General features: G+C 60.4%; 11 protein-coding genes. 2 read left to right on the top strand and 9 right to left on the bottom strand.

The genetic code is table 11. From position 1 onward, the window contains the following. Window positions 1-39 precede the first annotated feature (39 nt). The 8 genes from AC07OG_RS24840 to AC07OG_RS24875 all read right to left on the bottom strand — a co-directional run bounded on the left by AC07OG_RS24840 (window position 40) and on the right by AC07OG_RS24875 (window position 11275). Entirely contained in the window at window positions 40-2424 is a 2385-nt protein-coding gene (locus tag AC07OG_RS24840; RefSeq protein WP_060542842.1) for an efflux RND transporter permease subunit, read from the bottom strand. Between the two features lie 28 nt (window positions 2425-2452). Continuing rightward, entirely contained in the window at window positions 2453-3505 is a 1053-nt protein-coding gene (locus AC07OG_RS24845; RefSeq protein ID WP_060542841.1) for a WD40/YVTN/BNR-like repeat-containing protein, read from the bottom strand. A 1253-nt stretch (window positions 3506-4758) separates the two neighbouring features. Then, window positions 4759-7416: an aminopeptidase N gene (gene pepN, locus AC07OG_RS24850; RefSeq protein ID WP_495068369.1), complete on the bottom strand. Its 2658-nt coding sequence runs from the start codon at window positions 7414-7416 to the stop codon at window positions 4759-4761. A gap of 10 nt (window positions 7417-7426) precedes the next feature. Beyond that, window positions 7427-8257, bottom strand: a complete 831-nt coding sequence (locus AC07OG_RS24855; RefSeq protein ID WP_495068370.1) for a DUF2797 domain-containing protein — start codon at window positions 8255-8257, stop codon at window positions 7427-7429. Further along, on the bottom strand, window positions 8254-8514 hold the full coding sequence (locus tag AC07OG_RS24860) for a YeaC family protein (RefSeq protein WP_060540507.1): 261 nt from the start codon (window positions 8512-8514) through the stop codon (window positions 8254-8256). The genes AC07OG_RS24855 and AC07OG_RS24860 overlap by 4 nt, the downstream gene beginning before the upstream one ends. 33 nt (window positions 8515-8547) lie before the next feature. Continuing rightward, complete coding sequence (locus AC07OG_RS24865; RefSeq protein WP_060540506.1) at window positions 8548-9417, bottom strand: rhomboid family intramembrane serine protease; 870 nt, start codon at window positions 9415-9417, stop codon at window positions 8548-8550. Further along, window positions 9414-10385 (bottom strand): metallophosphoesterase, encoded by a 972-nt coding sequence (locus AC07OG_RS24870; protein ID WP_218424062.1) that lies wholly within the window; start codon window positions 10383-10385, stop codon window positions 9414-9416. Before AC07OG_RS24870 ends, AC07OG_RS24865 begins: the two co-directional genes overlap by 4 nt. Then, complete coding sequence (locus AC07OG_RS24875; protein ID WP_060540504.1) at window positions 10385-11275, bottom strand: NAD(+) kinase; 891 nt, start codon at window positions 11273-11275, stop codon at window positions 10385-10387. Before AC07OG_RS24875 ends, AC07OG_RS24870 begins: the two co-directional genes overlap by 1 nt. A gap of 111 nt (window positions 11276-11386) precedes the next feature. On the opposite strand from AC07OG_RS24875, the gene AC07OG_RS24880 reads away from it, so the two are divergent. Continuing rightward, entirely contained in the window at window positions 11387-12337 is a 951-nt protein-coding gene (locus AC07OG_RS24880) for a DUF1853 family protein (RefSeq protein WP_060540503.1), read from the top strand. Between the two features lie 176 nt (window positions 12338-12513). On the opposite strand, the gene AC07OG_RS24885 is transcribed toward AC07OG_RS24880, so the two are convergent. Then, a complete protein-coding gene (locus AC07OG_RS24885) occupies window positions 12514-13074 on the bottom strand; it encodes an NADPH-dependent FMN reductase (RefSeq protein ID WP_060540502.1) in 561 nt (186 codons plus the stop codon). A gap of 176 nt (window positions 13075-13250) precedes the next feature. Between AC07OG_RS24885 and AC07OG_RS24890 the strand changes: the two genes are divergently transcribed. Continuing rightward, entirely contained in the window at window positions 13251-13478 is a 228-nt protein-coding gene (locus AC07OG_RS24890; RefSeq protein ID WP_060540501.1) for a hypothetical protein, read from the top strand. The last annotated feature ends 70 nt before the right edge of the window (window positions 13479-13548 follow it).

The following is a 13548-nucleotide window of genomic DNA, read 5'->3' on the forward strand; positions in this document are numbered from 1 at the left end:
GCCGCGATCGAAGTCGCGGCGTTGTTCATTGGCACAGGATCAGTGGGCGAACAGCGAATTGCCCTTCTGCCCCGCCAGCTTCTCCGGCTTGATCAGGAACCGCGCCAGTGCCGGCAGCAGCCACAGCGCACCGAACATGTTCCACAGCAGCATGAAAGTCAGCATCAGGCCCATGTCGGCCTGGAACTTGATGGCCGAGAAGATCCAGGTGCACACGCCGATGGCCAGGCACAGGCCGGTGAACAGCACGGCTTTACCGGTGGACTTCAGGGTCTGGTAGTAAGCCTCTTGCAGCGGCAGGCCGGCGCGCAGGAAACTTTCCAGACGGCTGTAGATGTAGATGCCGTAGTCCACGCCAATACCCACGCCCAGCGCCACGACCGGCAGGGTCGCGACCTTCACGCCGATGCCCATGAACGCCATCAGGGCGTTGCCCAGAACCGACGTCAGCACCAGAGGCAGCACGATGCACAGGGTCGCCGCCCAGGAACGGAAGGTGATCATGCACATGGTCGCGACACAGATGTACACCAGGATCAGGATGGTCAGCTCCGATTCCTTGATCACCTCGTTGGTGGCCGCTTCAATACCGGCGTTACCGGCGGCGAGGATGAATTCCAGGCCGTCCTTGTTGTTTTCCTTGGCGAACTCCTGCACCGCATGCACCGCACGGTCAAGGGTTTCGGCCTTGTGATCGTTGAGGAACACCAGCACCGGCGCCAGCGAGCAACTGTTGTTGTACAGGCCATCGGCCCGGGCAATCGAGTTGTTCAGCACATCAGGGTTACGCGACAGGGTTTCCCATTTCAGGTTGCCCTCGTTCATGCCCTTGATCATCTGCTTGGACACGGTCACCAGGGAAATCGCCGACTGCACGCCCTCGGTGTTCTGCATCTTCCACATCAGTTCGTCGATCGGCCCCATGGCCTCGTAACGCGAGCAGCCTTCGGCCTTGGTCTTGACCATCACCACCAGCACGTCGGAACTGGTGGAGTAGTTGCTGATGATGAAGTTGTTGTCCTTGTTGTAGCGCGAGTCCGGACGCAACTCCGGCGCGCCCTGGTCGAGGTCGCCGATTTTCAGGTTCTGGCTGTACCAGAGGCCGCCACCAAAGGCGATCAACGCCAGCAGAATGGACACCGGAGCGACTTTCGCGCTGGCAAAGTTAGCCAGCAGGCGCCAGAACGGATGCTCGCGGTGGGCGTCCTTCTTGCTGCGCTCGACTGCACGCTTGCTGATGCCGACATAGGAAATCGCCACCGGCAGCAGGATCAGGTTGGTGAACACGATCACTGCCACGCCGATGGATGCACCGATGGCCAGCTCACGGATCACGCCGATATCGATGATCAGCAGCGTGATGAAACCCACCGCATCGGCCAGAATCGCGATCATCCCCGGCAGGAACAGTTGGCGGAAGGTTCGCCGTGCAGCGGTCAAGGCGTTGTCGGCTTCGCTCGATTGCAAGGCAATGCCGTTGATCTTCTGCACGCCGTGGGAAATACCGATGGCGAAGATCAGGAACGGCACCAGCATCGAATACGGATCAAGCCCGAAGCCGAAGAAGTGCATCAAGCCCAGCTGCCAGATCACCGCCACCAGCGTCGTACTCAATACGGCCACGGTACTGCGCATGCAGTTGGTGAACCAGTAGAGCAGGATCAGGGTAATGACGAAGGCAACGCCGAAGAACATCACCACCATCACCAGGCCATCGATCAGGTCGCCAACCTTCTTGGCGAAACCGACGATATGGATCTTGACGTTGGGGTTCTGCGCTTCGAACTTGTTGCGGATCTTGTCTTCAAGCTCGTGGGAGAACTTGCGGTAGTCCAGCGCCAGCAACTTGCCCTGGTCCTGCGGGTCCGGGTAGGACTCCAGCAACGGGATGTCGACGATGCTCGACTTGAAGTCGTTGGCCACCAAGCGCCCGACTTGCCCGGACTTGAGCACGTTGTTGCGCAGCAGGTCGAGACTTTGCTGGGAGCCGTTGTAGCTTTGCGGGATCACTTCACCGCCGGCGAAGCCCTCCTCGGTCACTTCGGTCCAGCGTACGCTCGGACTCCACAGCGACTTGAGGCCGGAACGATCGACGCCGGAGATGTAGAACACCTCGTCGTTGATCTGGCGCAGGGTCTCCATGTATTCCTTGGAGAAGATGTCGCCATCGGTGGCTTCCACCGAAATCCGCACGGTATTGCCCAGGTTCGCCAGGTCATTGCGGTGCTCCATCATCTTTTGAATGAATGGATGCTCCAGCGGGATCATCTTTTCGAAACTGGTGGACGGCCGAATCAGCGTCGCCTGCCAGAACAGGAAAACGCTGACCATCAGGCAGATGAAGATCACTGCCGGGCGGTTGTTGAAAATCAGGCGCTCAAGGAGCGTCGCCTTTTCCTGATGAGGAGTGCTCAGGGAAGTCATAGCTGCACCTTCTTATTATTAACCCGGCTCATTTTCCCGCCTCGGTGCCGTTGGCCGAAGTGACGCGAACGCCGCCCTGCCCGGCCAAGATCAGATTACCATTGCCCGCCGCCGTGACCGCCGAGACGGAGATGCGATCCGGGCGATTGACCACGTTGAAGGTTTCGCCATTGTCGCTGCTGCGAACCACCGAGCCGCCGTTGCCGACGATCACGATCGAACCATCCTCAAGCAGTGTGCCGCCGGACAGGCCGAACTCCAGATCGCCGCGTTGGGCCTTGAGTTCGATCTGCTGCCAGGTGCTGCCGAAATCACTGGAGCGGTAGAGGTTGCCGCGCAAACCATAGGCCAGCAAGGTCGAAGGTTGCGCTGTGCCGATCACCCCGAACAGCGAGCCTTCATACGGACCTTCGAGCTTTTCCCAGGTCTGGCCCCAGTCGGCGGAACGGAACATGCTGCCCTGCTCGCCGACGATGAACAGCCCGGCATCCTTGACCGCCGCGAGCCCGTTGAGGTGGAACTGGTCTTCGTTGTCCAGGCGATCACTGACGTCTTCCCAGTGCTTGCCACCGTCGGTGGTTTCCAGCAAGGCGCCATAGGCACCCACGGCAAAGCCGCTGTCGACGTCCTTGAACCAGACATCCAGCAGCGGCGATTCGCGCTTCAAATCTTCGAATTGCTTGGTCCAGGTGATACCACCGTCCTCGCTGGCGAGGATCTGTGCATCATGGCCGACGGCCCAGCCGTGCTTGTCATCGACGAAAAACACCGACGTCAGCAGTGCCCGGGTCGGGACCCTGGCTTGAGTCCAGGTCGTACCCTGGTCATCGGAATACAGAATGTGCCCGCGATCCCCGACCGCCACCAAGCGCTTGCCTGCGTGCACGACATCGAGCATCAGGCTTTTCGCAGCCTTGGCCGATTCAATGGAATAAACAACGTCGGATGCCGGCGCAGCCGCAGCCAGCACAGGTGCCGACAGCATGGCAGAGCCCAGCAGCGAGAGCGCTGTAGCCAGCAACGCGATTTTGCGCAACGCCGGCGGGCGGCAGATACCCACACCCATGACAGGCTCACTCATAGACCTTCCCCCATTATTATTGTTAGGTCGTTCAACCTTTCAGGGCGCCGTAAGGGTGCGTGTCTGGATCAGTCTTTTCAGAGCATGGTTCTGAAACCCGCAATCCAGAGCCCCTTCGGAAGCTGGCTTATCCTATCGGTGTTTTTGAAGGGCTGACAATCGACGACACGTTATGTTTTGTTAACCGGGGGGATGTTTGTTTTTGCTGAATGGTTGGGTATTAGATGGGGTGATTGCGGTCGTGGTGGTCTGTGGTCTGTGTACATATCCGTTGCTGCGGTAACGGCGGCTTTTTTCTCTGTGTACATATCCGTTGCTGCGGTAACGGCGGCTTATGGTTTCGCTCTTACAGCGACTCACTTTTCCAAACGCCGGAGTGCCGGCCCAGCGAAAAGTAAGCAAAAGGCTTTGCCCCAGCGTACGGCACCTCGCTGAGGCTCGGTGTTCCCTCGCTACGGTGTCCATCAGGGGGCATCGCCTCCGGTCTGCTTCGCTACGACCTCCTCTCGATGTGTGCGGCTTCGCCGCACGGCGCTGCGCGCCCACCCCCCTGATGAACACCTACGCTCGGCCTGCCGAAGGGGCAAAAGATCAAAAGCAAAAGCGAGGCGGCCTACCGGCCGGCCTGATGGACCGGATATACATGTCTCCCCTGGGATTTGGACGGTTGGCAGGCCTCCATCGCCAGCAGGCTGGCTCCCACAGGGATTGGGTACAACCGCAAGAGACATGGCGGCTGGCAGGCCGCCATCGCTGGCAAGCCAGCTCCCACAGGGATTGGGGACAGCCGCAAGAGTCAGGTCGGCCGGCAGGCCGCCTTCGCGAGCAAGCCCGCTCCCACAATGGATCGGCGTACACCCCTCGCTTTTCACCACTCAACAGGCCGAGCGTTAGCTCGCCTGCAGCTTTTGATCTTGATCCACCCGCCCCGTCGGGAGGCTGAGTGGAGGTGTTCATCCGGGGGGTAGGCGCGTAGCGCCGTTCGACGAAGTCGAACGCATCGAGAGGAGGTCGAAGCGAAGCCGACCGGAGGCGATGCCCCCGGATGGACACCGGAGCGAAGGAACGCCGAGCCTTAGCGAGGGGCCGGACGCTGGGGCGAGCGTTTTTTTGCTTACTTTTTTTTGGCGCTTGTAAAAAAAGTGAGTCGCCGTAAGGGCGAAACCATAAGCCGCCGTTACCGAAGAAACGGATATGTACTCAATCAACCAAGACCCTGGTCGGCCCGAAGGCCGCCAAGGTCAACGGCTAACTCAAGCCAGACTCTTGCTGACCACCTCAAACACATCACTGGACAACTGCCCCGAAGCACGAATCCGCTCCAGCTCCCCTTTCATCAAGGCCTGACGAGCATCGTCATACTTGCGCCAGCGCGTCAAAGGCGCCAACTGCCGCGAAGCAATCTGCGGATTGAAACCGTTCAGCTCGATCACAAGATCCGCAAGAAAGCGATACCCGGAACCATCAGCAGCATGGAAGTTGATCAGGTTCTGCCCGGCAAACGCACCGACCAGCGCCCGCACCTTGTTCGGGTTCTTGATGTTGAACGCCGGGTGCTGCATCAACGCCTTGACCCGATCCAGACCACCCGGCAGCACACTGCCAGACTGGACGCTGAACCATTGGTCCATGACCAGCGGGTTGTCCTTGAAGTGCTCGGCAAAGCTGGCCAGCGCCTTGGCTTTCTCGGCTTCGAACGGCGAGTTGACCAACACGGCAAGTGCGGTCAGGCGCTCGGTCATGTTGTCACAGGTTTCGAACTGCTCCAGAGTCGCCGCCAGAACTTCCGGCTTGCCGCTGAGCATCAGGTACGACAGCGCGATGTTCTGCAGGGCGCGACGGGCAAAATGCTCGGCTTCGGCCACATACGGAGTTTGCTTCGACAGATCGCGGTTGGCCTGGTAACGCAGCCACAGCCCTTCGAACAACGCATCCGCCAGTTGCTTGCGGGCAAACTCGCGGGCGCTGTGAATGGCTTCGACATCCGCCACTTCACTGATCTCGGTCAGATAGGCTTCGCTTGGCAACGAGAGCATTTCGGCGACCATGGCCTGGTCCAGCGACTCGTCGGACAGCACGCTGCGCAGCGCAGAAACCAGACGCTGATCGAGCACCAGCGTTTCGCCCTTCTGTTGCTGTGCGATCAGCTCCTGCAACACTAGCACCGACAACTGCTGGCCGGCATCCCAACGGTTGAAACCGTCGCTGTCATGCTGCATCAGGAACATCAGTTGATCGCGGCTGTACGGGAAGCTCAGTTTCACCGGCGCAGAGAAGCCACGCAGCAACGACGGCAGCGGCTGTTCGGCGATGTCGACGAAGGTGAAAGTTTGTTCGGCTTCGGTTACCGAGATCACCCGGGTTGTACCTTGGGCGGCGGCTTCACCGGCCAGACGCAGGGCAATCTCACCGCCCTTGCTGTCGAGCAGGCCGAGTTCGACCGGAATCACGAACGGCAGTTTTTCAACCTTGTCCGGGGTTTGCGGGCAGCTTTGGCGGAAGGTCAGGCTGTAGGTTTTCGCCGCAGCGTCGTAGGACTCGCTTACCACCAGACGCGGAGTACCCGCCTGGCTGTACCAGCGCTTGAACTGGGTCAGGTCGACGCCATTGGCATCTTCCATGGCCTTGATGAAGTCATCGCAGGTCACGGCCTGGCCGTCATGACGCTCGAAGTACAGGTCGCTGCCTTTGCGGAAGCCTTCGGCGCCGAGCAGGGTGTGGATCATGCCGACCACTTCCGAGCCCTTTTCGTACACGGTCAGGGTGTAGAAGTTGGAAATCTCGATGAAGCTGTCCGGGCGCACTGCGTGGGCCATGGGGCCAGCGTCTTCGGCGAACTGGTGGGTACGCAGGTACGCTACGTCCTGGATGCGCTTGACCGTCGCCGAGTTCATGTCCGAGGAGAACCCGGCATCGCGGAACACGGTGAAGCCTTCCTTGAGCGACAGCTGGAACCAGTCGCGGCAGGTCACGCGGTTGCCCGACCAGTTGTGGAAATATTCGTGGGCGACGATCGCCTCGACCCGCTGGTGCGCGGCGTCGGTGGCAGTTTCAGCCCGGGCCAGCACGGCGCTGGAGTTGAAGATATTGAGGCCCTTGTTTTCCATCGCGCCCATGTTGAAGTCATTCACGGCAACGATCATGAAGATGTCCAGATCGTATTCGCGACCGTAGACCTCTTCGTCCCAGCGCATGGATTTCTTCAGGCTGTTCATCGCATGCTGGCACTTGTCGATGTTTTCCGGCTCGACATAAATACGCAGCGCCACGGAGCGCTCGGTCATGGTGGTGAAGGTGTCTTCGACGCACCACAGGTCCCCGGCCACCAGCGCAAACAGGTAGGCCGGCTTCTTGAACGGGTCTTCCCAGGTCGCCCAGTGCCGCCCGTCCTCGCCCGGACCCGAGGCAATCGGGTTACCGTTGGACAGCAGCACCGGATAGCTGTGCTGCTCGGCGACGACCGTGGTGGTAAACGTGCTCATCACGTCCGGGCGGTCGAGGTAATAGGTGATCTTGCGGAAGCCTTCGGCTTCGCACTGGGTGCAGAACATCGTGCCGGATTTGTACAGGCCTTCCAGCGCGGTGTTGGTTTCCGGGTGGATCCTGACGCTGGTGTCGACCGTGAAGGTGGTGCTGGTCGGGTGCAGGGTCAGGTGACTCTCCGTCAACTGATAGTCGGCGTCGCTCAACTCGCGATCAGCCAGGGTGACCGACAGCAGCTCCAGCTGCTGGCCGTCCAGCACCAGCGGCGGCAGGCCCGGGCCGCGCTCGGGGTTGCGGCGCATCACCAGTTGCGCATGGACCAGGCTGTGGTCCTCGAACAACTCGAAGGTCAGGTGCGTCTCGTCGATCAGGTACTCGGGCGCCTGATAGTCCTTCAGGTAGATCATCTTCGGTTGTTCGGTGCGCATGCTGGAGTCCTTATTGATGCACGGCGAGCTGGTAAGCCGTGTATTTACGAATATTGATCACGCCGGTATCGAAAATCAGGTATTGGCCCTTGATCCCCAGCAGCGTGCCTTCGACAATCGGGTTCTTGTCCAGGTTGAAGCTGACAATCTTCGCCGGGTACTGCTCAACCGGAAAGCGGATTTCAAGGGGCTCGACGTCGGCTATGGTCTGGAACGCCTGCAAGCCGAATCGTTCCTGCAAAGCTTGCAGGCCCTCGGCGCAGCTGTCGAACAATTGGTCACGAATCTGCGGCAGATCCACTGACACTGCATCGCCCTTGAGCAAGGCACGCCAGTTGGTCTTGTCGGCCACCTGAGTGCGAAACAGGTCTTCAACGAAGCCCGATTGCTGGCGAGTGGAGACGCGCATGATCGGCAATGCCTGACTGGCGCCCTGGTCGATCCAGCGGGTCGGTACCTGGGTGGCACGAGTAATCCCGACCTTCACCCCGGAGGAATTCGACAGGTACACAATGTGATCGGTCATGCAGAACGTCTGGCCCCACTCCGGCTCACGGCAGGTGCCGGCCTCGAAGTGGCAACGCTCCGGGCTCATGATGCACACGTCGCACTGGGCCAGTTTGGTCATGCACGGGTAGCAGTAACCCTGGCTGAAACTGGTCTTGGTCTTGCGCCCGCAATGGGTGCAGTGGATCGCCCCCAGGTATTCCAGGCGCACCGTGCTGCCGATCAACGGATTGACCGGAACCTCGGTTTCGCCCAGACGAAAAGCATATTGAACATTCGGCCCGTCCAGGCGCGCCGACATTTTGCTGATTGCACCGCGGCCAATCTCGATCAATGGATGGCATCCGACTTGAACAGGATATTGGGCACTTCAATCGACTTGGAGGCGCATTCCTGCGGGCCCATGTAACCGGTACGCTGGTCTTCGGGCAGGTTCTGGATCTCCCAGGCGATCATCGCCTGCAGCGACAGCTCCCGTTGCTCGGCGGTGAGTTTGCCACCGTCGGACCATTTACCGATTTCCACCGCCAGCTTCAGGCTCTCGTAGATATCGGGTGTGATGTTTTTGATCATTTCATTAAAAGAGGACATCAGGTCTCCGTGCTCTTTATTACATGTCTTGAATTAGACGGCCAGTTTACGGCGGTTGTACAAACCACCCAACAAACCGGTGAAGCATCCGATGAGTAACCCGCTGACGTGGGCCGCGTTGGCGATATCGCCGAAACCGATCATCGAGACCAGCCCGGACAGGCACAGCACCAGCCACACCAGCATCATCACCAAGACGCCGCGCGGCAGGCGATAGGCCGGGTTTGGCGCCAGCAGTTGAAAGATCCAGCAATGCCCCAGCAGGCCGTACAAGACGCCGGACAGGCCACCGAACAGGCTCGGACCGCTGAACAGATACTGGGTGAAATTGGACACCAGGCTGAACAGCAGGGTCAGGCCTATCAGGTTGATGCTGCCCTGGCGCGATTCGATACGCCGGCCCAGCTCCCAGTACCACATGCCGTTCATCGCCAGGTGCAGGATGCCGAAGTGGATCAGCATCGGCGTCACCAGGCGCCACCACTGCCCCGCCGCCAGACTGTCGGCCAGTGGCGTGAAGTGGATGTACTCGCCGACCACACGGAATTCGAGGAAGGTCAGCCAGCGCATGGTTTCCAGGTTGTCGCCCAGCAGCGTCACCGCGCCGACGATCAGGCTCAGCAAGAGCACCAGCGCGGTGGCCCTGGCATGTCGAACCTGCTCGGCGAAGCCTGGGCGGGCCCGGGTTTGCGCGACCGGTATGTCCAGTTGCTGATCGGGATCGCCCGCCGGAAAACGCTCGTACAGCGCACGAACGTCTTCGCTGATGTTGTCGGGCACCCACAACACCTGCTCACCCGCCTCTTCACTGACCCGGTGGGGCACCTGCATGCGTTGCAGCAATTTGACGAACCCGCTCAGGTCCACCGCCAGGGGCAGGCGCAAAACCGCTACGGTGCTCATCGCAGCACCTCCGGTCGCTCGACGTCGACCCAGACGAACTTGTTCGGATCAAGGCGGGTTTCCTGGTCCAGGCGATAGGCGACCAGTTTGCCGTAGAGCACCGCGCTGTAGTCCAGGCAGGCCAGGTTCGATCGGATGGGTGCCGGTTTGCCGCTGCGCCAGTAATGGCCGACGAACAACAGCGGCTCCTCGGCGCCATAACGCAGCAGGTTGTTCTTTTCGCTGGACGTCAGTGGCGTGCGGGCCACGGGTTCTGGCAAGGCGTCTGGCTGGAACACAATGTCTCCATAGGTTTTCGGGTCGTCTTCCCAGAATTTGGTGCGGAAGAACGAACGCACCAGGCCGTCACCGCTGGTCATGGTCAAGCCATGGGGCAAGCGCATGTCGGTGCCGCGCAGCAGGCGGTCGAACACGGTGCAGGCAAAGGTGCCCGACTCGGCCGATGTCTGCAGGAAGTGCTCATCGACACAACCGTTGGGGAACAATCTGCGCAGAGGCTCAATCATGCCGGTGTCCCAACAGGCGTGCACCACACGGAAGCGCCCGGCATCGAGGAACAGCGGCAGTTGGTAAAACCACTGCAGGAAGTCATGCCAGTCACCCGGATGGTCTTCGAACTGGGTCAGGGTTTCGTGCAGCAGGCGGGCATGGCGCGGGGTGTGTTCGCGCACGAACTGTTTGCCGCTACCGGGCAGCGCCGGCGTGCTCCAGCCCAGCGCGTTGAATTCATGGTTGCCCATGATGCACAGCGCCTGACCGGCCTCGACCATGTCATGGACGATGTGCAGCGCCTCGCGAATCCGCGGGCCGCGGTCGATGATGTCGCCGACGAACACCGCCATGCGCGAGGCATGGCGCCAGACGCCGCCCTGTTTGTGGTAACCGAGCCGGTCGAGCAAGTGCTCCAGGGTCAGAGCGCAACCGTGCACGTCACCGATCAGGTCGTAGCTACGCGCGGGATCGAGCATCAGTCGCCTCCACCCCCCAACTTGCTGCCCCAGCCGAGTTTGGTCCGGCAGACTTCATAATAATTGTGATCGAGGGGATGAATCAGGCGCAGCTTCTGCGCTTTTTTGCTGATGGTAATGGTGTCACCGGGCGCACAGGTAAAGTGGTTCTGCCCGTCACACGAGACTTGCGGGTAAATCTGCATATCCTTGGACACGACGATTTTCAGCTCACTGTTGCCATCGACCACAATCGGCCGGCCCGACAAGGTATGGGGGTACATCGGCACAATCACAATAGCGTCGAGCTTGGGATGCATGATCGGCCCGCCGGCGGACATCGCATAGGCCGTGGAGCCGGTCGGCGTGGCGACGATCAGGCCGTCGGCCTTCTGGCTGCAGACGAACTGACCGTCGATGTACAGCTCGAACTCGATCATCCGCGTCGATTTGCCGGGGTGCAGCACCACGTCGTTCAACGCGTCGCCCTGGCCGATGGCCTCAGCGTGGCGGCGCACTTCGGCCTGCAGCAGGAAGCGGTTTTCCACCAGATAGTGGCCGTCGAGCACTTCGGCGACTTTGACTTCCAGCTCGTCGGGACGGATGTCGGTGAGGAAACCCAGGCTGCCGCGGTTGATGCCGAGCACCGGAATATTGTGCCTGGCCAGCGCCCGGGCGGCGCCGAGCAGGCTGCCGTCGCCGCCGACCACAATGACCATGTCGCAGACTTCGCCGAGCATCTTGCGCGACGAGGTTTGCAGGCCATGCCCCGGCAGGACTTCGGCGATGGTGTCTTCGAGGATCACGTGCAGGTGACGATCGAGCAGAAACCGTTTCAGTCGGCGGACGGTATCCAGCACCTGAGAACTGCCCAGGCGACCGATGATGCCGATATTGCGAAATTGCTCCATGGGGCTCCTGCGGGGGTCGCGGCGAAAAGCACGATTATGGGCGAAAGCCGGCCATAGACAAAATCCTTTCAGCTTCAAGGGTGTCCCCGGGTTTCGGGCTATGCTCGCAAGATGATCCTATTTCCAGACTTGCTTCGCCTGCCCCACCAGTTGCGCCACCCCGAAGTGCGTGACCTGGCGTGGGTCATCCTGGCGCCGCCAATGCTCGGCGATACCCCGTGGCCGCAGCGTCACCCCTTGGCGGGCAGTGACTGGGTGCAGGCACCGGAGCGCCTGGAGCACTGGTTGCTGCAACTTGATCGCGACAGTTATGGCTTGTTGCACTGGCTGGCCCAGGCCCGCACCCGACGCCTGGGCCTGTATTACGAACGGCTCTGGCAGTTCGCCGTGCAGCACGCTCCCGGCATCGAACTGATTGCCGCCAACATGCCGATCCGTCGCGAGGGCCATACCCTGGGCGAACTCGACATGTTGCTGCGTGACCGCGATGGCGTGCATCACCTGGAACTGGCGATCAAACTCTACCTTGGCCCGCAAACCGGCGACGGCCAGGATACTGCGCAGTGGCTTGGTCCCGGCTGCCATGACCGGCTGGATCGCAAGCTGGCGCACCTGAGCCAACATCAACTGCCGATCTCGGCACGCCCGGAGAGCCGCGAGGTTCTGGCGGCGCTGGATATCCGCCAGTTCAGCGCCCATTTGTGGCTCGGTGGCTATCTGCTTTACCCGTGGCCGGGGCAGTCCGTCTCACCGTTGGGTGCGCACCCGCAGCATTTGCGCGGGCGCTGGCTACATCAGAAGGACTGGACAGCCTTTCTGGCCCAAAGCCCGCCCGGTCGCTGGCAACCCCTGCCCCGCCATGCCTGGCTGGCGCCGGCACATTATTCGGCGGAGCACACCTGGAGTCCGCAACAGATGGAGGCGTGGCTGGCCGAACTCGACCCACTGGCCCCAGCGCAGTTGCTGGTGCGCCTGACGGAAAATGCCCATGGCGACTGGGAAGAAGCCGAGCGGCTGTTTCTGGTGGCGGATCTGTGGCCGAATGTGCCGGGCAATGCCTGAGTTATTGCGGCGTGTGGTCAGGCCCCATCGCTGGCAGGCCAGCTCCCACAAGAGTCTCGGTCGATCACAGAATAGGTATACATTGGCGATCCTGTGGGAGCTGGCCTGCCAGCGATGGGGTCAACGCAGGCTAACAGGACAACCACAAACCCGGCACCACGCCCCTTACGCCGATATCAAACCTTCTTATGCTGCTCCACCCACTGCCCATAAGCATTGATGAAGCTCTGCAGAAACGGCTTGACCTTTTCGGACAACTTTCCCGATTCATCGAACGCCGTACCGGCACCACCCAGATAAGCTTCGGGCGCCTGCATGCACGGCACATCCAGGAACACCATGGATTGGCGCAGGTGATGGTTGGCGCCAAATCCGCCAATCGCCCCCGGCGAAACACTGATGATCGCCCCGGGTTTACCACTCCAGGCACTTTTGCCATAGGGGCGCGAACCGACGTCGATCGCATTTTTCAGCGGCGCCGGCACCGAGCGGTTGTATTCTGGAGTCACAAACAGCACCGCGTCGGATGAACTCACCCGTTGTCGGAAAGTGCTGTAGGCTGCCGGCGGTGAAGCGCCATCGATGTCTTCGTTGTAGAGCGGCAGATCACCGATCTCGACGATCTCGAGCTTGAGGCTGGCCGGTGCCAGGTCGGCCAGGGCCAGCGCGATCTTGCGGTTGATCGATTCCTTTCTCAAGCTGCCGACCACGACGGCGATCGTATAGACGTTGCTCATGGGAGATTCTCGACTGTCCGATGGAAAGAGCTTGTAGTTATAGATGACGATTTGAACAGTGGGCGACGAAAAAACACCCCCCCTGACTATTTTTTTCCCGCAGGAAAACTTACCTCGCCCAAGCACGGTCTACTGAGCCGCAAATTGAGTGATTAATCCCCAGAGGTTCTAAACAGATGGCAGCAGTACTCGTCGGTCAGTTTCATGCAAGAGATGCGCAAGGCCGTATCTACTCGGTGCACGAGTTTCAGGAATCCACCCCGGCGGCCGACGGCTCAGGGCCTGTCACCACGTATAAACTGGCCATCGGCGACCGCGTCAACAGAGTCGATGACAACGAGTTCATGCTGGTGCAAACCGGTGTAACTATCATCCGGGAACCGCAGACCGCTGTTGTTTCATAACCCGCCGTTATGAGCAGAAGTCATATGCGCACACTTGCGGTAGGATTCAGCCACTGACTCCTCCCACCTG

Source organism: Pseudomonas sp. GW821-FHT09H03 (assembly GCF_059415945.1).